The 20029-nt window shown below is 61.0% G+C and carries 23 protein-coding genes; 13 read left to right on the top strand and 10 right to left on the bottom strand.

Going from position 1 to position 20029, the window contains the following annotated elements:
- Positions 1-11: 11 nt before the first annotated feature.
- On the bottom strand, positions 12-2516 hold the full coding sequence (locus tag J3P90_RS17630) for an ABC transporter permease (protein ID WP_420764812.1): 2505 nt from the start codon (positions 2514-2516) through the stop codon (positions 12-14).
- On the bottom strand, positions 2516-3199 hold the full coding sequence (locus J3P90_RS17625) for an ABC transporter ATP-binding protein (protein ID WP_039588896.1): 684 nt from the start codon (positions 3197-3199) through the stop codon (positions 2516-2518). Before J3P90_RS17625 ends, J3P90_RS17630 begins: the two co-directional genes overlap by 1 nt.
- A gap of 10 nt (positions 3200-3209) precedes the next feature.
- Between J3P90_RS17625 and J3P90_RS17620 the strand changes: the two genes are divergently transcribed.
- The 3 genes from J3P90_RS17620 to J3P90_RS17610 all read left to right on the top strand — a co-directional run bounded on the left by J3P90_RS17620 (position 3210) and on the right by J3P90_RS17610 (position 5380).
- Positions 3210-3815, top strand: coding sequence for an arylesterase (locus J3P90_RS17620; protein WP_434563121.1), 606 nt, complete (start codon positions 3210-3212; stop codon positions 3813-3815).
- A gap of 56 nt (positions 3816-3871) precedes the next feature.
- Positions 3872-4165, top strand: a complete 294-nt coding sequence (locus J3P90_RS17615; protein ID WP_041020059.1) for a hypothetical protein — start codon at positions 3872-3874, stop codon at positions 4163-4165.
- A gap of 243 nt (positions 4166-4408) precedes the next feature.
- Positions 4409-5380, top strand: coding sequence for a L,D-transpeptidase family protein (locus J3P90_RS17610; RefSeq protein WP_420764810.1), 972 nt, complete (start codon positions 4409-4411; stop codon positions 5378-5380).
- A gap of 122 nt (positions 5381-5502) precedes the next feature.
- Here J3P90_RS17610 and oprI read toward each other — a convergent pair whose 3' ends face one another.
- The gene (gene oprI / locus J3P90_RS17605) at positions 5503-5754 is read right to left on the bottom strand and encodes an outer membrane lipoprotei OprI (RefSeq protein WP_011335311.1); all 252 of its coding nucleotides are present in this window, start codon (positions 5752-5754) and stop codon (positions 5503-5505) included.
- A 635-nt stretch (positions 5755-6389) separates the two neighbouring features.
- On the opposite strand from oprI, the gene J3P90_RS17600 reads away from it, so the two are divergent.
- Positions 6390-6671, top strand: coding sequence for a GNAT family N-acetyltransferase (locus J3P90_RS17600; protein ID WP_420764809.1), 282 nt, complete (start codon positions 6390-6392; stop codon positions 6669-6671).
- 83 nt (positions 6672-6754) lie between these two features.
- Here the strand turns inward: J3P90_RS17600 and J3P90_RS17595 are convergent, their stop codons facing one another.
- The gene (locus J3P90_RS17595; RefSeq protein ID WP_420764808.1) at positions 6755-7831 is read right to left on the bottom strand and encodes a 3-deoxy-7-phosphoheptulonate synthase; all 1077 of its coding nucleotides are present in this window, start codon (positions 7829-7831) and stop codon (positions 6755-6757) included.
- 214 nt (positions 7832-8045) lie between these two features.
- Here J3P90_RS17595 and J3P90_RS17590 point away from each other — a divergent pair, with 214 nt between their 5' ends.
- From J3P90_RS17590 to cysB, 4 genes are all read left to right on the top strand, one after another.
- Entirely contained in the window at positions 8046-9011 is a 966-nt protein-coding gene (locus J3P90_RS17590; RefSeq protein ID WP_434675123.1) for a putative 2-dehydropantoate 2-reductase, read from the top strand.
- Between the two features lie 18 nt (positions 9012-9029).
- Positions 9030-9935, top strand: a complete 906-nt coding sequence (locus J3P90_RS17585; protein ID WP_434675122.1) for a 5'-nucleotidase — start codon at positions 9030-9032, stop codon at positions 9933-9935.
- A gap of 96 nt (positions 9936-10031) precedes the next feature.
- Entirely contained in the window at positions 10032-10532 is a 501-nt protein-coding gene (locus J3P90_RS17580) for a universal stress protein (protein ID WP_420764805.1), read from the top strand.
- Positions 10533-10642: 110 nt separating this feature from the next.
- A complete protein-coding gene (gene cysB, locus J3P90_RS17575) occupies positions 10643-11617 on the top strand; it encodes an HTH-type transcriptional regulator CysB (protein WP_003183769.1) in 975 nt (324 codons plus the stop codon).
- Positions 11618-11623: 6 nt separating this feature from the next.
- Here cysB and J3P90_RS17570 read toward each other — a convergent pair whose 3' ends face one another.
- Together J3P90_RS17570 and J3P90_RS17565 are read right to left on the bottom strand one after the other, a co-directional pair.
- Positions 11624-12106, bottom strand: coding sequence for a GreA/GreB family elongation factor (locus J3P90_RS17570; RefSeq protein ID WP_420764804.1), 483 nt, complete (start codon positions 12104-12106; stop codon positions 11624-11626).
- 2 nt (positions 12107-12108) lie between these two features.
- Positions 12109-12495: a cytochrome b/b6 domain-containing protein gene (locus J3P90_RS17565; protein ID WP_434650425.1), complete on the bottom strand. Its 387-nt coding sequence runs from the start codon at positions 12493-12495 to the stop codon at positions 12109-12111.
- A gap of 121 nt (positions 12496-12616) precedes the next feature.
- Here J3P90_RS17565 and earP point away from each other — a divergent pair, with 121 nt between their 5' ends.
- Both earP and J3P90_RS17555 read left to right on the top strand, forming a co-directional pair.
- Positions 12617-13750, top strand: a complete 1134-nt coding sequence (gene earP, locus J3P90_RS17560) for an elongation factor P maturation arginine rhamnosyltransferase EarP (protein WP_434610414.1) — start codon at positions 12617-12619, stop codon at positions 13748-13750.
- Positions 13751-13798: 48 nt separating this feature from the next.
- Positions 13799-14368, top strand: coding sequence for an elongation factor P (locus J3P90_RS17555; RefSeq protein WP_007955690.1), 570 nt, complete (start codon positions 13799-13801; stop codon positions 14366-14368).
- Positions 14369-14438: 70 nt separating this feature from the next.
- Here J3P90_RS17555 and J3P90_RS17550 read toward each other — a convergent pair whose 3' ends face one another.
- The 3 genes from J3P90_RS17550 to J3P90_RS17540 form a co-directional block, all read right to left on the bottom strand.
- On the bottom strand, positions 14439-15452 hold the full coding sequence (locus J3P90_RS17550) for an alpha/beta hydrolase (RefSeq protein ID WP_434675121.1): 1014 nt from the start codon (positions 15450-15452) through the stop codon (positions 14439-14441).
- A 36-nt stretch (positions 15453-15488) separates the two neighbouring features.
- On the bottom strand, positions 15489-15908 hold the full coding sequence (locus J3P90_RS17545) for an organic hydroperoxide resistance protein (protein ID WP_434563132.1): 420 nt from the start codon (positions 15906-15908) through the stop codon (positions 15489-15491).
- A 296-nt stretch (positions 15909-16204) separates the two neighbouring features.
- Complete coding sequence (locus tag J3P90_RS17540; protein ID WP_434563134.1) at positions 16205-16666, bottom strand: MarR family winged helix-turn-helix transcriptional regulator; 462 nt, start codon at positions 16664-16666, stop codon at positions 16205-16207.
- Positions 16667-16813: 147 nt separating this feature from the next.
- Between J3P90_RS17540 and J3P90_RS17535 the strand changes: the two genes are divergently transcribed.
- Positions 16814-17563 carry a sulfite exporter TauE/SafE family protein gene (locus tag J3P90_RS17535; protein ID WP_434563136.1) on the top strand — a complete coding sequence of 250 codons (750 nt, stop codon included), beginning with the start codon at positions 16814-16816 and terminating at the stop codon, positions 17561-17563.
- Here J3P90_RS17535 and J3P90_RS17530 read toward each other — a convergent pair.
- Positions 17553-18407, bottom strand: coding sequence for a LysR substrate-binding domain-containing protein (locus J3P90_RS17530; RefSeq protein WP_420764840.1), 855 nt, complete (start codon positions 18405-18407; stop codon positions 17553-17555). The two genes, J3P90_RS17535 and J3P90_RS17530, sit on opposite strands and share 11 nt — an antisense overlap.
- A gap of 97 nt (positions 18408-18504) precedes the next feature.
- On the opposite strand from J3P90_RS17530, the gene J3P90_RS17525 reads away from it, so the two are divergent.
- Both J3P90_RS17525 and J3P90_RS17520 read left to right on the top strand, forming a co-directional pair.
- On the top strand, positions 18505-18726 hold the full coding sequence (locus tag J3P90_RS17525; protein ID WP_420764797.1) for a DUF1127 domain-containing protein: 222 nt from the start codon (positions 18505-18507) through the stop codon (positions 18724-18726).
- Positions 18727-18790: 64 nt separating this feature from the next.
- A complete protein-coding gene (locus tag J3P90_RS17520; RefSeq protein WP_434675120.1) occupies positions 18791-20020 on the top strand; it encodes a winged helix-turn-helix domain-containing protein in 1230 nt (409 codons plus the stop codon).
- Positions 20021-20029: the final 9 nt, after the last annotated feature.

Below are 20029 nucleotides of genomic sequence, written 5' to 3'. Positions count from 1 at the left end.
CCGGAAGTCTATCAACCCTCGCGCAACACTGTCAGCGGGCTGGCGTTGAGCGCTCGGCGGGTACCAAATACGCCCGCTGCACCGATCAGCAAAGCGCCCACCAATGGCAGCACCAGCAGCCATGGATGCGGATGCCATGGCAGGTCGAATGCGTACCGGTAAAGCACCAGGCTCACCAACTCCGAGCCCAGGGCGGCCAGCAAGCCGCTGACCGCGCCCAGCAAACCGAACTCGATGCGCCGGGCCTTGGTCAGCAGTGGCCGCTCGGCACCGAGGGCGCGTAGCAATGCGCCTTGGCGAATCCTCTCATCGAGCGTGGCTTGCAAGCCTGAGAACAGCACGGCCATCCCCGCCGCGAGCACGAACAGCAGCACATATTCCACGGCCAGCGTCACCTGGGCGAGGATGCTGCGCAGTTGTTCGAGCAGGGCTTCCACCTGCAGGATCGTCACGGCGGGGAACGCCCGTGACAGGTCGACAATCTGCTGGTCGTGACCGGCTGCCAGATAGAAGCTGGTGAGGTAGGTGGCCGGAAGATCCTTCAAGGTGCCGGGCTGGAAAATCATGAAGAAGTTTGGCTGGAAATTGTCCCAATTGATTTCCCGCAGGCTGGTGACCTTCGCCTCCCGGTTGAGACCCCCGACATTGAACACCAGGCGGTCGCCCAGCTTGATCTTGAGGTTTTCGGCCACCTTGCCTTCCACCGACACTCCTGGAATATCGTCCGGTGGCTGTTGAGGCCACCAGTTTCCGGCGGTCACCACATTGCCCGCAGGCAGATCCGCGGCCCAGGTCAGGCTCAGGTCGCGCTGCAGCGCGCGGTCGCCCGCCGAGTCTTTGGTCACGAATTCCTTGGCCGGCTCGCCGTTGATGCTGATGAGCCGCCCCGGTACCACGGGATACAGCGGGGCCGACTGCGCGGACAGTTCCATCAGCTTGTCGGCGAACGCCTGTTTGTCGTTGGGCAGGATGTTCAGGGCGAAATAGTTCGGAGCGTTCTTGGGCAGCTGGTTTTGCCAGGTATCCAACAACTCGCCGCGCAGCAACGCAATCAATGCCATGGACAACAGGATCAGGCCGAATGCCAGGGCCTGGCCCGCCGCGGCCAGCGGGTGGCGCAGCAACTGGCCGAGCCCCAGGCGCCAGGGCAGCGAGGCGCGGGCCAGCATCCGACGCAGGCTCTGCAATGCCAGCAGCAGCAGGCCACCAAGGACCAGCGCGGCAATCACGCCGCCACCGAGCAGGGCAAACGTGAGCACCAGGTCCAGGCTCAGGCGCCACATGATCAGCCCAAGGGCACCCAATGCGGCGCCGTAGACCACCCAGGTACTGGAGGGGATCGGCAGCATGTCCCGGCGCAGTACGCGCAGCGGCGGGACCCGGCCCAGTGCAGCCAACGGCGGCAAGGCGAACCCCGCCAGCGCCACCAACCCGGTGCCGATCCCGGCGATCGCCGGCAACAGGCCGCCTGGCGGCACGGTGGTCGGCAACAGGTCATGCAGCAAGGCGAACAGGCCCAGTTGGGCGATCCAGCCAAGGAGGGCGCCGCTGATACTGGCCAGCAGGCCCAGCACTGTCAATTGCAGGCTGAACAGCACCATGGCTTCCCGGCGCGACAGGCCGAGACAACGCAACAGCGCGCTGGCGTCGAAGCGCCGGGTGGCGAAGCGGTTGGCGGAGAGGGCGACGGCCACGCCGGACAGCAGCACCGCCACCAGGCTGGCCATGTTCAGGTAGCGCTCGGCCTTGCCCAGGGCGCCTCCGATCTGCCGGTTGCCATCGCGGGCATCCTGCAGACGCTGGTTGGGTTCCAGGCCTGGCTTGACCAGGTCGCGGTAGGTTTGCAGTGCCGGGGCCGGGCCTCGCCACAGGTCGCGATAGCTGACGCGGCTGCCCGGTTGCACCACGCCCGTGGCGTCCAGATCCTTGAGATTGATCATGACTCGCGGTGTAAGGCTGTAGAAGTTGCCGGCGCGATCCGGTTCGTAGGTCAGCACCCGGCTCAGGCGAAGGGTCTTGTTGCCGACATCGATGCTGTCACCGATCTTCAGGTCCAGGGCGGTCAGCAGCCGCGCCTCCACCCAGGCCTCACCCGGGGCTGGACGTCCGCCTGTTTCCTCCTGTGCAAGGGGCGCGGGGGCGCTTTTCAGTTCGCCGCGCAAGGGGTAGATGTCATCGGCTGCCTTGACGCTGGACAGCTGGATACCGTTGTCGGTGGCAACGACACTGGAAAACTCCACCACGCGGGCATGTTCCAGGCCCAGTTCGGTGCCGCTGCGAATCTGTTCCGGGCGGGCGGGGGAGCTGCCTTCGAGCAGCAGGTCGGCGCCGAGGAACTCGGTGGCGCGCATCATCATCGCGCCGTTGAGCCGGGCGCCGAAGTAGCCGATGGCGGTGCTTGCCGCCACGGCCACCAGCAAGGCGAAGAACAGCACGCGCAGCTCGCCGGCGCGGGCGTCGCGCAGCAACTGGCGAATGGCAAGACTGAACAGGCGCAGCAGGGGCAAGCGTGCCATCAAGGCTCCAGGGGCGCGACCATCTGGCCGGCTTCAAGTCGGATCAGGCGCCGGCAGCGATGGGCCAGGCGTTCGTCGTGGGTGACCAGCACCAGGGTCGTACCGCGTTCCTTGTTCAGCTCGAACAGCAGGTCGCTGATGCGTTCACCAGTGTGGCTGTCGAGGTTGCCGGTAGGCTCGTCGGCAAACAGAACGTCGGGTTCGGCGGCAAAGGCGCGGGCGATCGCAACGCGCTGTTGTTCGCCGCCGGAGAGCTGGCGTGGCGAGTGAGTCAACCGCTGGCCGAGCCCGACCCGTTGCAGCAGTTGCGTGGCGCGCTCCCGGGCGTCCTTGCGGCCGTCCAGTTCCAGCGGCAGCATAACGTTCTCCAGCGCGTTGAGGCTGTCGAGCAGCTGGAAAGACTGGAAGACGAAGCCGACATGTTCGGCGCGAACCCGTGCCCGCTGATCCTCGTCCAATGCGCTGAGGGCTTGGCCGGCGAGGGTCACTTCGCCCTTGCTGGGCAGGTCGAGCCCGGCCAGCAGGCCGAGCAGCGTCGACTTGCCGGAACCGGACGCGCCGACGATGGCCAGGCTGTCGCCCTTGTTCAGTTCCAGGCTGAGTTCGTGCAGGATGGTCAGTTCACCTTCCGCGCTGGGAACCACTTTGCTAAGGTCCGTCGCGGTGAGAATGCTTGAGCCCATGGAGAATCCGATGCGTGTGTGGTTTTTGAGTGCCGGCCTGGCCTTGATGTGCATGGTCCAGAACGCAGCGGCGGGTACAGTCCTGATCGTTGGCGATAGTATCAGCGCGGCTTTCGGCCTGGATACCCGGCAAGGCTGGGTGTCGTTGCTAGAACAACGGCTCAAGGCCGAGGGTTTCGACGATAAAGTGGTCAATGCCTCGATCAGTGGCGACACCAGTGCAGGTGGCCTGGCGCGCCTGCCGACGCTGCTTGCGGCCCATAAGCCGGAGGTGGTGGTTCTGGAGTTGGGAGGCAACGATGGGCTGCGCGGACAGCCGCCAACACAATTGCAACAAAACCTTGCAGCGATGATCGAGAGCTCTCGCGCCAGCGGTGCGAAGGTGATCTTGCTGGGCATGCAGTTGCCGCCCAACTATGGGCGGCGCTACACCGAGGCTTTCGCGAAGGTCTACACCACCTTGGCCGAGGAGAAGAAGGTGCCGCTGGTGCCGTTTTTTCTCAAGGATGTGGGAGGTGTCCCAGGGATGATGCAAGGCGACGGGTTGCACCCGTCCGTCGCGGCTCAGGGCAAGTTGCTGGAAAATGTCTGGCCGACGCTGAAACCGCTGCTTTGACGCTTTTCTACAGGCGGTGTTTCGGCTAATGTGGCGCCCCCGATTTGGAGCCCCCGATGCCGCGTCCCGCCTGGTCCCTGTTTGCCTACCAACTGATCGAGCCTGACGAGCAGCTGGATCTGTTCGCCTGCCAGGAAGTACGGGTGCACCTGGTGACCCGGCAGTTGGAACTGGGCGGATCGGCCGACCGGACCCTGTGCGGCAGCCTGTTGCCGGCCCAGCCACGTTGGTCCGGGGTCGATCGCAGGATTTTCCAGGATCACCGCCTGTGTTCCTTGTGCCGGGCGATCCTGGAGTCGCAGAAACGCGGCACCTCGCCAATCTGGCCGGAGTTGCGGTTCGAGTTGTGATCCTTCTGGCCCAGAGTATCGCTTTTGTGGGAGCGAGCTTGCTCGCGATAGGGCCGGCACAGTCCCATACAGTGCAGGCAGGCCCACCGCCAATCGCGAGCAAGCTCGCTCCCACAGGGTTTCAGTTGATCCCCCGGCATGCTGCGCATCGGACACTCCGGTGCCGCTCTCCCCGAAATAACGGGGGGCAGTGTACAATCGCCGTTTCGATACCCCTTGTTCGATCTGCGAAGGATTTCCCGGATGTTGCCGCGCTTGCCTGCCGTCGCCCGCTGCCTGTCTCTTGCCGCCCTGTGTATGGCTGGTCCCGTTGCTGCGTTGGAGTTGCCCCTGCCCCCACCGGGCGAAGACATCGTCGGCCAGGTGCAGGTCATCAAGGCCAAATACGAAGATACCTTCGCTGACCTGGGCACCACCTATGACTTGGGCTATACCGAGATGGTGGCGGCCAACCCCGGGGTCGATCCGTGGTTGCCGGGGGCTGGCACCGAGATTGTCCTGCCGACCCGTTTCATTCTTCCTCCGGGCCCGCGCGAAGGCATCGTGATCAATCTCGCCGAATATCGCCTCTACTATTTCCCCAAGGGTCGGAACGTGGTTTATACGTTCCCGCTGGGGATTGGCCGCGAAGGTTGGGGTTCGCCCATTGCGCACACCAGCATCATCGCCAAGACGCCTAACCCGACCTGGACGCCTCCGGCCTCGATCAAGGCCGAACACGCCGCTGATGGCGACCCGCTGCCGAATGTCGTGCCGGCCGGTCCTGACAATCCATTGGGCCCGTTCAAGTTCACCCTGGGTACGCCGGGCTACCTGATCCATGGATCGAACAAGAAGTTTGGCATTGGCATGCGTACCAGCCACGGCTGTTTCCGTATGTTCAACAACAACGTCCTGGAGATGGCCGGCATGGTGCCGGTGGGCACTTCGGTACGAATCATCAACGATCCGTACAAGTTGGGCCTCAGTGGCGGCAAGGTTTACCTGGAAGCCCATACGCCCCTGGACGACAAGGGCAACCCGTCCGTGGTGGACAAGCACACCGCGGTCATCAATGCGATGCTCAAGCGTGAGGACATCACCAGCAACTTGCGCATGAACTGGGACGTGGTGCGTGACGTGGTAGCTGCCGAAGATGGCCTGCCGGTGGAAATTGCAGTGCCAAGTGCATCGGCCCCGATGGTCTCGAGCGCACCGGTCGACATGCCCCAGTAACTGTCCTGAAGCAAACCGCCGACTTCTTGCGACCTCGGCGGTTTTTTTGCCTTGCAAAAACTCAGGGCAATAAAAAAGCCGACCCAGTAACAGGTCGGCTCGATAACAATCCCGAAGGACTATTACTTGCGGCTAGCTTTTTCCAGCATGCGCAGAGCACGCTCGTTAGCTTCGTCAGCAGTCTGTTGTGCTTTTTGAGCAGCAGCCAGAGCTTCATCAGCTTTACGGTAGGCTTCGTCTGCACGAGCTTGGGCGCGAGCTGCTGCGTCTTCGGTAGCAGTCAGACGGGCTTCGGTTTCTTTCGATGCGCTGCTGCAACCGGTAGCCAGAACTGCGGCCAGGGCCAGAGCAGAGAATTTCAGAACGTTGTTCATCGTGTTCCCCTTCAAGGACTTTCTATTTAATGACTGTCTCCCCAGAGTGAGGAGTTAGCCGGCGTACATACTACTCATTACTTGTAGTAAGTAAACTGACGTAGCGCAAGAAGCAAAAAAATTGTAGGCGGTGATTCTTTTTCAAGCAACTTTTCTGAGTGCTGTTTAAAAAACGCACAGCCCAACCTCCGGAATGGAGCGCGGCGGTGAAGAAAAGTTCCGCTGGGCAGACCAACTCATTGCAGAGCGCTAAAGTCGCTGTTTATTGATTCTCCTAGACTTTTGCTCATTTTTTGCGCAACCGCCGGCACATCTTTTATTGGTAACGGCGGTGACTTTAACAATCGGCGCTCGTCTCAAGACTCAACAACTGGCGATGTTCAGCTATTGCGCCTTGATCGACTACAGGGTGAGCGTGACGCTCAATCGATAAACCCACCGGGGTTTATCCCTTCAGTGACAGGCGTGCCTTGAGCATTTGCGTCATTGGTGCCTACTATTCACGACGTGCTCGGGTTTGAGCGATTGATTTTTTGCGCTCGGTGACCAAGCAGGCACGGGGTGGCGTAGATGTTCCTTCGCCGGAAAAACATCGGTAAGGTAGGGGTCGGCATTCAGACCCGCGAGGAGTAGTGATGAGCGAGGCGGTTACCATCCACCATGACCAGGCTGGTCATCAGTTCGAGACCATTGTGGACGGTCATCGTGCCTATCTGACCTACATGGACCTGGGCAAGCAGACCCTGGATATCTATCGCACGTTCGTGCCCAACGCGTTGCGTGGCAGGGGAATCGCGGCGAAGCTGACTGAAGCGGCCCTGCAGTACGCCGAGGAAATGGGCTACACGGTGATCCCGTCCTGCTCCTATGTGGAGCGATACATGGAGCGTCACCAGCGGCACGCGGCGAAGCTCTGACACCCAACGGTTCCCCAAAAAAACGCCGGGCTGAAAAGCCCGGCGTTTTTTTATGCTGGTGTTTTATCTGTCGAAGCGATCGATCAGCTGCGCTGACGCTTTGGCAGCACGTCCTTGAGTTTGGCGTGCATGCTGCGCAAGGTTTTCTCGGTGGTGCCCCAGTCGATGCAGGCGTCGGTGATGGAGACGCCGTACTGCAAATCGGCGAGGTCTTTCGGGATCGCCTGGCAGCCCCAGTTCAAATGACTTTCCACCATCAGGCCGATGATTGATTGGTTGCCTTCCAGGATCTGGTTGGCAACGTTTTCCATCACCAGCGGCTGCAGCGCCGGGTCCTTGTTGGAGTTGGCGTGGCTGCAATCGACCATGATGTTCGGCTTGACCTTGGCCTTGTCCAGCGCCTGCTCACACAGGGCGACACTGACCGAATCATAGTTCGGCTTGCCGTTGCCGCCGCGCAATACCACGTGGCCGTAGGCGTTGCCCTTGGTGGTGACGATCGAGACGCCACCTTCCTGGTTGATGCCCAGGAAACGGTGCGGGCTGGAAACCGACTGCAAGGCGTTGATCGCCACGGTCAGGCCGCCGTCGGTGCCGTTCTTGAAGCCGACCGCCGAGGACAGGCCGGAGGCCATTTCCCGGTGGGTCTGGGATTCGGTGGTGCGTGCGCCGATGGCCGACCAACTGATCAGGTCCTGCAAATATTGCGGAGAGATCGGGTCCAGGGCTTCGGTGGCGGTGGGCAGGCCCATTTCGGCCAGGTCCAGCAGCAATTGGCGACCGATGTGCAGGCCGTCCTGGATCTTGAAGGAGTCGTCCAGGTACGGGTCGTTGATCAGGCCCTTCCAGCCAACGGTCGTACGAGGCTTCTCGAAATACACCCGCATTACCAGGTACAAGGTGTCGGAAACTTCCGCGGCGAGTACCTTCAGGCGCTCGGCGTATTCGTGGGCAGCCTTGATATCGTGGATCGAGCAAGGCCCGATGACCACGAACAGGCGATGGTCGGTGCCGTCGAGAATGTTGCGGATGACTTCCCGGCCCTTGGTCACGGTGCGCAGGGCAGCGTCGCTCAGGGGGATATCGCGCTTGAGCTGGTCAGGCGTGATGAGGGTCTCGTTGGAGGCGACGTTTAGGTCATTGATCGGTAAATCAGCCATCGTGTTACTCGTCAGGTCACGGGTGCCGGCCGCCAGCGATCCCCGCGCGGCGGTGCACAGCGAAGTTAAGCGCGTCGGGGAGCCGAACCTTAGCGCGTTCGGAGGTGGCTCGACAATGGGCAGGGGCCGCTTTAATTGCGGCGGGCAGGGTCCTCGCCACGAAGCGTGGGTCCTGTGTAATGATGCGCGGGGATTGTCAGAGAGGGGGAGTTGCATGACGCAGGCAGGCGCTAGACCCGGGAGCGGCAGGATCGGCATGATCGGCACCGGGGCGATCGGTGGGTTTTACGGTGTGATGCTGGCCCGGGCCGGTCACGACGTTCACTTCTTGTTGCGCAGCGAATTTGCCGCCGTCGCCGAGGGCGGCCTGCGGATCGACAGCGATGTCCATGGCACGCTGAGCCTCGATCCGGTCCAGGCGTACCGCTCGGCTGAGCAGATGCCGCCTTGTGAGTGGCTGCTGGTGGGCGCCAAGACCACCAGCAATGCCGACCTGGCACCGGCGATCATCCAGGCGGCCGCCGATGGGGCGAAAATCCTGTTGCTGCAGAACGGCCTCGATGTCGAAGACGATCTGCGGCCGTTGTTGCCCGATTCGCTGCACCTGTTGGGTGGCCTGTGCCTGATCTGCGTGAATCGTGTCGGCCCGGGCGTCATCGCTCACCAGGCGCTCGGTGCGGTCAACATCGGCTATCACAGTGGTCCCTGCCAGGACCAGGCTGAGCGTATGGCGATCGTCGAAGAGGCGGCGGGTCTGTTCCGTGACGCCGGCATCGACTCCCAGGCGATGCCCGACCTGCAACAGGCTCGTTGGCAGAAGCTGGTGTGGAACGTACCGTATAACGGCCTGTCGGTGCTGCTGGGCGCCAGCACCTCGCCGTTGATGGCGAATGATCACAGTCGCGGGCTGATCCAGGCGCTCATGGGCGAGGTGGTACGCGGTGCGCAGGCCTGCGGCCATCAGATCGCGCCTGGGTATGCGGATTATCTGTTCACGATGACCGAAAAAATGCCCGACTATTGGCCGAGCATGTATCACGATTACGCCCATAAACGGCCGCTGGAGCTGGAGGCAATCTACGCCCGGCCATTGGCGGCGGCCAAGGCGGCAGGCTGCGAGCTGCCGAAGATCGAAGCGTTGCATCAGGCGCTGGCGTTCCTGGATCGCCGCAACCGTTGACAGGCGAAAGGGGGCAACATGGCAAATAACATCGATGACAAGCTGGTGCTGGCGATTTCATCGCGGGCCTTGTTCGATTTGAGCGAAAGCCACAAGGTCTATCTGTCGAGTGGCGTCGAGGCCTATCGGCAATACCAGATCGAGCATGAAGACGAGGTCCTGGAGCCGGGGGACGCCTTCGCCCTGGTGCAGAAACTGCTCAACCTCAACGAGCACCTTGGGCGCGCCCGTGTCGAAGTCATCCTGGTGTCGCGAAACAGCGCCGATACCGGCCTGCGGGTATTCAACTCGATCCACCATTATGGCTTGGCGATTTCCCGCGCCGCATTCGTTGGGGGCCGCAGTCCATACCCTTATCTGAAGGCCTTCGGCTGCGACCTGTTTTTGTCCACCCATGCCGAAGACGTGCGCAGCGCCCTGGACGCGGGGTTTGCGGCCGCGACAATTCTGTCGGGGGGCGCCAGCCGTGCCGCCAGCGAGGAATTGCGCATTGCTTTCGACGGTGATGCGGTGCTGTTTTCCGACGAGTCGGAACGCGTCTATCAGAGCGGTGGCCTGGAAGCCTTCCAGGCCAGTGAGCGCCAGGCCGCGCGCGAGCCGCTGCGAGGGGGGCCATTCAAGGGCTTCCTGGCGGCGCTCAATGCGCTGCAACGCGAGTTTCCCGAGGATGCTTGCCCGATCCGCACGGCATTGGTGACGGCCCGTTCGGCGCCGGCCCACGAACGGGTCATTCGCACGTTGCGCGAATGGGATATCCGCCTCGACGAGTCGCTGTTCCTGGGCGGCTTGACCAAGTCGGCCTTTCTCGAGGCTTTTGCCGCCGACGTGTTTTTCGACGACCAGACCGGACATTGCGAGCTTGCCCGGGAAGTGGTCGCCACCGGGCACGTGCCCCATGGCATCAGTAACGAAGTGAAGCTCTGACCACCCGTTGCGGGGAGCGTCACGCCGCACGTCGCACTCCTCGGGGCGCTGCTAAGCTGAATCAATCTCCGCCATTCAGGCATTCGAGGAGGTCACATGATTCGTTCGATGCTGTACGCCACAGACCTGGGCCTTTATGCCCCTTATGTGATGCAGCATGCCTTGGCGTTGGCACGGACGTTTGAAGCCGAGTTGTATGTAGTGCATGCGGTGGAACCGATGGGGCTGTTCGCCGAGTCGGTGTTGCAAAGCTACCTCGACGAGCACGCGCTGAACGAATTTCATCGCCAGGGTCTGAATACGGTGATGGCCAATATCGAGCAGCGGGTACTCGACAATTTTCGCGAGGAACTGGGGGAGGGGCAGCAGGACTTGAAGCTGATCAAGTCGGTGAGGGTATTCCAGGGTGATCCTTCCCAGGTCATTCTCGAGCAGGCCGCGAAACTCTCCGTCGATTTGTTGATCGTAGGCAGTCATTGCCAGGGGGCGAATGGCGAGACCCCTTTGGGGAGGACCGCCGCACGGGTATTGCAGTTATCCCGGGTGCCGGTCTACCTGGTGCCGCTGGTGCAGCGCCGGCGCCACGGGGAGACCTAAGGCTAAATGATGGCTTTTTATAAAAAGTTCTAGATTTATTAATACAACCATTCATATAGTTATATGCCGTCGCTGATGCCCGTCGCATCCAACTGCTTTGAGGGATACATATGAAGCTTCAACAATTGCGCTACATCTGGGAAGTGGCGCACCACGACCTCAACGTTTCCGCTACCGCCCAAAGCCTCTACACGTCGCAACCTGGCATCAGCAAGCAGATCCGCCTGTTGGAAGACGAACTGGGCGTCGAAGTCTTCGCCCGCAGCGGCAAGCACCTGACCCGTGTCACCCCGGCCGGTGAGCGCATCATCACCACGGCTGGCGAGATCCTGCGCAAGGTCGAAAGCATCAAGCAGATCGCCCAGGAATTTTCCAACGAGAAGAAAGGCACCCTGTCCATCGCGACCACGCACACCCAGGCCCGTTATGCGCTGCCGCCGGTGATCAGCAATTTCATCAAGCAATATCCGGACGTGGCGCTGCACATGCACCAGGGTTCGCCGATGCAGATCGCCGAAATGGCCGCCGATGGCACCGTGGACTTCGCCATCGCCACCGAAGCCCTGGAGTTGTTCGGCGACCTGGTGATGATGCCGTGCTATCGCTGGAACCGCTGCGTGGTGGTGCCCCAGGGCCATCCGTTGACCAAGCTGCCGAAGCTGACCCTCGAAGCCTTGGCCGAATACCCGATCGTGACCTACGTGTTCGGCTTCACCGGCCGTTCGAAACTCGACGAAGCCTTCAGCCATCGTGGCCTGACGCCGAAGGTGGTGTTCACCGCCGCCGACGCCGACGTGATCAAGACTTATGTACGCCTCGGCCTGGGTGTGGGGATCGTGGCGAAGATGGCCGTCGATACCAAGCTCGACAATGACCTGGTGGTGTTGGATGCCAGCGAGCTGTTCGAATCCAGCGTGACCAAGATCGGCTTCCGTCGTGGCACCTTCCTGCGTGGCTTCATGTGCGATTTCATCGAGAAATTCGCGCCGCACCTCACTCGGGAGGTGATGGCCAAGGCCATCCAGTGCCACAACAAGCAGGAACTCGAAGAGCTGTTCGACGGCGTCGAATTGCCGGTGCACTAAGCTGGATTAAATCGCCTCGGTGACAGCGAACTGTTGCCGGGCGCCCGCCACGACGATCTCCACTTCATCCCCTTCGAATTTGCCCAGCAGGCCTCGGCCCAGCGGCGAGCGAGGGGTGATGACGGTGATCGGCTGACCCACCAGCGACACCTTCAGCCCCGCTGCATCCGGCCCCAGGAACAGCCACTGTTGGCGGCCATCTTCATCTTCCAGTCCGATCAAGGTGCCGACCTGGATGCCGCGTTGCCCATCGTAAGGCCTTAGCGCCAGGTTCTGGCAGAGGGCGAGGGCCTGGCGGATTTCCTCTACGCGCCTGGCCTGCCCCGCGGCAAGGTAGGACGCTTCGAGACCAAGGGTGTCGTACTTGTTTTCGGCGATGTTTTCCTCGTGCGTCGCGGTTTCATAAGCGGTTTGCGCGGCTCGCTCGGCGACGTCGAGGTCAACCTTGAGCTTGTCGAGGATCAATTGGTGAACGGTCTGCTTGTTCATGATCACTCGCAAAATTGCAGGACATTGGCGCGGCTTTTCTCGCTGGGCGCGTTCTGGTCCTGTTGCAGCCAGAACTGGCATTTGGGGTTGGACAGGTTGCGAGTATTGTTGCGCACCTGTTCCAACGCCTGGCGCTGCTCGTTCTTCTGCAGATTTTGCTGGTACTGCTCGAACATCGGGGTGGGCGGCTCGGGCGCCGGTTGCACCGCTGGCGGTTGCGCCAGTTGATGGACCGCGGCGGCCACCGGGGCCAGTTGTTCATCGAACAGGAACCTGGACAGCAACCAGCCCGTCAGAACGATGGCGACAAACCCCAGCCACAGGCCCAGGGCAATACTGACGGTCAATCGCAGGGCTGTGAGGCGCGGGGCGGGGGGATGATCAGGCATGACTGCTTCCTGGCAGGGGCATGGATAGGCGCTGATTGTCGCATGAAGATTAATCGCCGTCGGCCCTTCTGCAATACGGGGCCAATGCGGGACAATCAGGCTTTGCCACAGGGAGTCGGGAATGACCGTGCGCTGGGATATTTTTTGCACCGTCGTGGATAACTTTGGCGACATCGGCGTCACGTGGCGCCTGGCCCGGCAATTGGTGGCCGAGCATCGATGCGCGGTGCGGCTTTGGGTCGATGACCTGCGTGCTTTCGAGCGGCTGTGCCCCGAGATCGACGTCGGCCTTTGTGAACAATGGCAGCAGGGTGTACAGGTCCGACACTGGCCCACGCAATGGTGCGACACCGACGCGGCGGACGTTGTGATAGCAGCCTTCGCCTGCCAATTGCCCAGTGCCTATATGGACGCGATGGCCGAACGCGAGGTGACGCCGTTATGGATGAACCTCGACTACTTGAGCGCCGAAGACTGGGTCATCGGTTGCCATGGCCTGCCGTCGGTCAAGTACAAGCATGTGCAGAAATATTTCTTTTTTCCTGGTTTCCAAGAGGGAACGGGGGGCTTGCTGCGTGAGGCCGGCCTGCTGGAGCATCGTCGGCTGTTTCAACAGGATGACGTGGCGCAGCGAAATTTCCTGCATGGATTGGGCGTCGTGCGGGAACCCGGGGCGCGCCTGATCTCGCTGTTCGCCTATGAGAACGCCGGACTGGCGAGCTGGTTCGAGGCGATGGCGACCGATGCGCGCGCATCCCATGTATTGGTTCCCGAAGGCCGGGTCCTGGGCGATGTGGCGCGCTGGCTGGGCGTGGATGGCTTGGAGTCCGGCGCGCTGCATCGCCGCGGCGCCCTGACGGTGCAGGTGCTGCCCTTTATTAGGCAGGATGATTACGACCGGCTCCTGTGGTGCTGCGATTTCAACGCGGTGCGTGGCGAAGACTCGTTCGTACGTGCGCAATGGGCCGGGCTGCCGTTGCTCTGGCACATCTACCAGCAGGAAGAAGATGTCCATCTGGAAAAGCTCGAAGCGTTTCTCGCGTTGTACACCCAAGGTCTTTCGGCTTCGGCGGAAAAAGCGATCAGCGGTCTTTGGCGGGCCTGGAATGCCGGCCAGGACATGGCCGAGCACTGGAAAGCCACTGGCGAAGCGCGGCGTGAACTGGCCGAACACGCCCAGGCATGGTGCCTGGAACAGGCCTCGCGAGCCGATCTCGCCACGGCGCTGGTGAAGTTTTACCGAAATTGGATATGATACGCGGCCTAGATTTTTGTAAATCCCATCCAAATTCGGATATTCGCAATGAAAACTGGTAAAGAACTCAAACCCGGTACCGTGATTCGTATCGACAACGATCCTTGGCTGGTTCAGAAAGCTGAATTCACCAAGTCGGGTCGTAACAGCGCGATCATGAAGACCAAGCTGAAAAACCTGCTGACCGGCTACAAGACCGAAACCGTCTACGGTGCGGACGACAAGCTGGACGACGTGATCCTGGACCGTAAAGAAGCGACCCTGTCCTTCATCAGCGGCGACTCCTACACGTTCATGGACACCACTGACTACACCATGTACGAACTGAACGCCGAAGACATCGAAAGCGTTCTGCCATTCGTTGAAGAAGGCATGACCGACGTCTGCGAAGCCGTATTCTTCGAAGGCCGCCTGGTTTCCGTAGAACTGCCGACCACCATCGTGCGTCAGGTTGACTACACCGAAGGCTCCGCTCGCGGTGATACTTCCGGCAAGGTGATGAAGCCTGCCAAACTGAAGAACGGTACCGAGCTGTCGGTTGCTGACTTCATCGAAATCGGCGACATGATCGAGATCGATACCCGCGAAGGCGGTTCCTACAAAGGCCGCGCTAAATAAGCGAAGTCTTTTGTACGAAAAAGCCCGACCATTGAGTCGGGCTTTTTCATTCTTGCTCCCAGGGGCCCTGTTACTTCAGGTGTTCCTTGAGTTCTTGGGACGCTTGCAACATCGCCGAGCGCACCGCTGGCACCTGGCTCACGACGTTGAGCAAGCCATAGTCGTGGATCATGCCGTTGTAACGGACAGTCGTGACTGGCACGCCGGCCGCGTCCAGTTTGCGGGCGTAGGCTTCGCCTTCGTCGCGCAGTACGTCAGCCTCGGCAGTCTGCACCAGCGCGGGCGGCAGGCCCTTGAGCTGCGCGGTGGTTGCCCGCAATGGCGACGCATAGATCTCGTTGCGCTGCCCGGCATCGGTGGTGTAGTTGTCCCAGAACCACTTCATCATGTTCTTGCTGAGGAAATGCCCTTCGGCGAACTGGTTGTAGGACGCCGTCTCGAAATTGGCATCGGTCACCGGCCATAACAGCGCTTGGAAGCGGATCGCCGGGGTGCCCTTGTCCTTGGCCATCAGCGCCACGACCGCAGCCATGTTACCGCCAACGCTGTTGCCCGCTACCGCCAGGCGCTTGCCATCGACATTGATTTCCTTACCGTGCTCGGCCACCCACTTGGTTGCGGCATAAGCCTGGTTGATCGCCACCGGGTAACGCGCTTCGGGTGAAGGCGTGTAGTTGACAAACACCGCGACGGCGCCCGAACCCGCCACCAGGTCGCGAACCAGGCGTTCATGGGTTGGGAAGTCCCCCAGCACCCAGCCTCCGCCGTGGAAGAACATGAACACGGGCAGCTCACCCTTGATACCGGCCGGACGAACGATGGTCAGGCTGATCGATTGTCCATCGACCTTGATGGTTTTCTCGCTGACATCGGCCTTGGGCAGCGTCAACTTCACACCGGCCTGGGCGCCGACCAGTACTGCGCGGGCGTCTTTGGGCGACAACTGCTCCAGCGGCTTGCCGGTGCCGGCGTTCAGCGCGTCGAGGAAGGCCTGGGTGTTGTGTTCGACGATGCCGTCGGCGAAAGCGTTGCTAACGCTCAGGGCGAGAAGGGTGCCGGTAAGGGTTTTGCTGACAGTGTTCATGTGCATCTCCTTAAATTCAGGTTCGAGGGGCGAAGATCAAACGGTCACGTGCAGGCGCACATCAACGTTGCCGCGGGTGGCGTTGGAGTAAGGGCACACCTGGTGCGCGGCATCGACGAGGCTCTGGGCGTCGGCCTGGTCGAGGCCCGGCAGGCTGATGTGCAGGTCGATGTCGAGACCGAAACCACCAGGAATCTGGCCGATGCCAACATGGGCAGAGATAGAGGCGTCGTCTGGGATCTTGCGTTTGGTCTGGCTGGCGACGAATTTCAGCGCGCCGATGAAGCAGGCCGAGTAACCGGCGGCGAACAGTTGTTCAGGGTTGGTCGCCGCACCGCCTGCGCCGCCGAGTTCTTTTGGCGTGGCGAGTTTGACGTCGAGAATGTTGTCGCTGGAGATAGCACGGCCGTCACGGCCGCCGGTGGAAGTTGCGATTGCGGTGTAGAGCGTTTTCATGGTGGGCGCCTCGTTTTCAGGTTGGTTGTTTGCGCTAAATGTTTGCGCGCTAAGTAGGTGTGGAGAGAATCTATAGCGCTAATAATTTGCGCGCAAGATAAATTTTTACGGAGAATATGAATTGGCAAGCCGGAAATGGCTGGAGGGGCTGTTCTAGAGCGGTTCGATGGGGTTGAAAATTTTTCGATGCGGGGGGGTTGACGGGAAGGGCGGAAGGTCAAGAGGAGGGGTATTGGATTCGCCGGCGCTTTCGCGAGCAGGCTCGGTCCCACATAGAGCCGGCGGTGTTCCTGAAGTTACAGGCTGTCTTGCAAGTGCCCACGCAACTGCTGGAGATCATGCTGCAGTTTCTTCAGTTGCTCCAACGTCTGGCCGCTGGCGGCGAGGATGCATTGGGGGATGTCGAGGGCCTTTTTCTGCAAGGCGCGGCCTTGCTCGGTGAGCTCGACGATCACCACGCGCTCGTCCTCACGGCTGCGGGTGCGGCTCAATAGGCCCTCGGCCTCCAGGCGCTTGAGCAATGGTGTCAGGGAGCCCGGGTCAGTGAGCAGGCGGGTGCTGATTTCACCGACGGTCAAACCGTCTTTTTCCCACAGCACCATCATCGCCAGATACTGCGGATAGGTCAGGCCCAGGGCTTGGAGCAGTGGCTTGTACACCTTGGTCATCAACAGCGATGTCGAGTGCAGGGCGAAACAGACCTGGTTGTCCAGCAAAAGGGCTTCGCAAGGGTCGGGGGTGTCGCGTTGGGTGCTCATGGCAAAACCTTTCGTCAAAGATGATTACGAATCTAGCGGACGAATCTTTAATGCACCAGATAATTCTGACGACTTGATCAGGTGTTGCGTTTCCTCGGTCTCGGCAACTGCGTAGGATAGGCGCCCTGATTAAGGGGAGAGTGGTCTGTGATCGAGGTCGTGCTGTATTTGCTGTTGGGCGCCGCGTTGGGCACCTTGGGGGGATTGTTCGGCATCGGTGGCGGGCTGATTGCGATACCGGTGCTGGGCGTATGGTTCGGCCTGGACCAGCAGATTGCCCAGGGCACGGCATTGGTGATGGTGGTGCCTAACGTCATGCTGGCGCTGTGGCGTTATCACCAGCGCAATCGCATCGAGTTGCGTCATGTCCTGCCGTTGGCGTCCATGGGATTCTGCTTCGCCTGGCTCGGCTCTATCTGGGCCGTGGGCATTGACGCCGAAAGCATGCGCATCGGCTTCGTGGTGTTCTTGGTTGTTTTGGCTGCATACAACCTTATCCGAATGTTCACCACTACGGCGCCCGCTTCGGCGCAGATGCGCCACGGTTGGCCATGGCTCGGTGTGTTGGGTGCGGCTTCAGGGACGATGGGTGGCCTGTTTGGTGTGGGTGGGGCCGTTGTCGCAACGCCGTTCCTCACCAGTGTGTTCGGCACGACTCAGGTAGTTGCCCAGGGCCTGTCGCTGTCGTTGGCCTTGCCCAGTACCGGCGTGACCCTTGTCACTTATGCGTTTCATCATGAAGTGGACTGGTGGATCGGCGTGCCGCTGGCAGTCGGTGGGCTGATGAGCATCAGCTGGGGCGTGAAGGTCGCCCACGCCTTGCCGGAGCGACTGTTGCGTGGGCTGTTCTGCGGTTTCCTGGTGCTGTGCGCCGTACTGCTCATCTTTAAAGTTTGAAGCCTTCCACGATGTGTTCGGCCAGGCATTCGGTGATCGGCGACGGATTGTGCAGGTTGCGGATCAGCATGATGCTGGCCTCGGGCAGCTCCGGCAGGTTCTCGGCCTCGCCGAGGACGCGCATGTCAGGGGTCAGCAGGCTTTCCAGTTGCGCAGTGATTGCCAGGCCCGCGCCTACCACTGCCATGATCGCCGACAAGCTCGAGCTGTTATAGGCCACGCGGTAATCGCGTCCCATGGCGTCCAGCGCATTGCAGGCCCACTGCCGGCAGAAGCAATCGCTGTTGAACATAGCCAGCGGCAGGGGCGTTTGCTCATGGGTGTTGAAGCACGCCGCTTCGGCCCAGACAAAACGTTCCTTGCGCAGCAACTGGCCTATTTCATCCCCAGGCTTGCGAGTGACGATGGACAGGTCCAGGTCCTGGCGCAGCAGCAATTGCTTGGATGATTCGCAATGCACCTCGATTTCGATCAGCGGATAGAACTGGGCGAAGCGCTGCAGGATGCCTGGCAAAAAGCGCATCACATAATCGTCCGGTGTGCCGATGCGGACCGTGCCGACCATATGGGGTTCGCGCAGGGTATTGAACACTTCGCTGTGCAACTTGAGGATGCGCCGGGCATAACCCAGCAACACCTGGCCCTCGGCGGTGAGCTTTACTTGTCGCCCGTCGCGCTCGAACAGTCGACGCTGCAACACGTCTTCCTCCAGCCGCTTCATCTGCATGCTGACCGCGGATTGCGTACGGTTGACCAATTCCCCGGCACGGGTAAAACCACCCTGATCGGCGATGGCGACAAAGGTCCGCAGCACTTCCGTATCGATGCTCGGGTAACTCGACAATGGATCAATCTCCGAGATGTATTGCATAAGAAACATTCGTTGGATTGATCTTAGCCTTGGCGCGAGACTTGAGCTACCCCCAACGGAGGACATGACGATGAAAGGTCAGAAAGGGTATGTATCGATAGACAAACACTCATTCCACCGGTTTTCCCTCAGCGATCTGCTGCACAAGTTTAGCCGCTGGTATGAATTGCACCATGAACGTGAATTGCTTGCCGGCCTGAGCGACGAGGCGCTCAAGGACATCGGCGTCAGCCGTGCCGACGTGGAAAAAGAAGTGGTCCGGCCATTCTGGGATGACCCAATGCACAAATGAGCCATCCTTCCCTACACAAACCGCTTAGTGGTGAGGTAGGTTGCGAGCAGACAAGGAGATCTCCATGCCCGCGACTCTGTCCTTTACCCTCAAACAGGCCCGGCGTCTGGCGTTGGCCGCCCAAGGATTCAATGGGCGGTTACCGTCGGCGCCGGTCCAACCCTCCCGCCTCAACCGCCTGATCGAACGCCTTGGCGTCCTGCAGATCGATTCAGTCAACGCGTTGGTGCGCTCGCATTACCTCCCGCTGTTCTCCCGCCTCGGTCATTACAATCGCGATTTGCTCGATCAAGCTGCCTGGAGCCAGGGGCGTCGTCGCACGTTGTTCGAATATTGGGGGCATGAGGCTTCGCTGCTGCCGATGAGGATGTATCCGTCGATGCGCTGGCGCATGGCCCGGGCGGCGCGCGGCGAAGGTATTTATCAACAATTGGCGCGTTTCGGCCGCGAGCAGCAAGACGTGATCGGTCGAGTCCTGCAATCTGTTCGGGACCAGGGCGCGATTGGCGCGGGCAGCTTGTCCACGCGCCAGGAAAAGGCTGGGCCGTGGTGGGACTGGAGCGCGGAGAAGCATGCGCTGGAGTGGCTGTTCGCGGCGGGCGAGGTGACGGTGGCGGGGCGCCGTGGCTTCGAGCGCCTCTATGATTTGCCGGAGCGGGTCTTGCCGGCCTCGATCCTGCAGCAACCGCTGCCGGACGAAGCCCAGGCCCAGCGCACACTGCTGATCCATGCCGCCGAAGCCTTGGGGGTTGGCACCGAGAAGGATCTGCGTGACTACTTTCGCTTGAGCCCGGCGGACGCCCGCGAGCGGCTGGCTGAACTGGAAGAGGCCGGAGCACTGCTGCGCTGTCAGGTCCAGGGTTGGAAACAGCCGGCCTGGTGTCGCCCCCTTGTGAAAATTCCACGCAAGGTTGCCGCCAGTGCGCTGCTGTCACCGTTCGATTCGCTGGTCTGGGAGCGCAATCGCACCGAGCGGCTGTTTGATTTTCGCTATCGCCTGGAGATCTACACGCCGGTACACAAGCGGGTGTATGGCTATTACGTCCTGCCGTTTCTACACAACGAGCGAATTGCCGCCCGGGTTGATTTGCGGGCGGAGCGGGCTTTGGGGCAATTGGCCGTGCATGCCGTGCACGAAGAGGTGCCCGGGATGGACGAGGAGGGCATGCTGGCGCTGGCGGCGAATCTGTGGAGCATGGCCCGGTGGTTGGGGTTGGAGCGGGTTCAACTCAATTGCCAGCGGGAGGGTGGGGTTCGGTTGGCGGTGGCATTGGCTGAAATTACCAGTGACTGAGCTGGCCCC

Origin of the sequence: Pseudomonas sp. D3-10, assembly GCF_051132175.1 — a bacterium.
GTDB lineage: Bacteria > Pseudomonadota > Gammaproteobacteria > Pseudomonadales > Pseudomonadaceae > Aquipseudomonas.
This window is presented reverse-complemented; position numbering and strand designations above follow the sequence as displayed.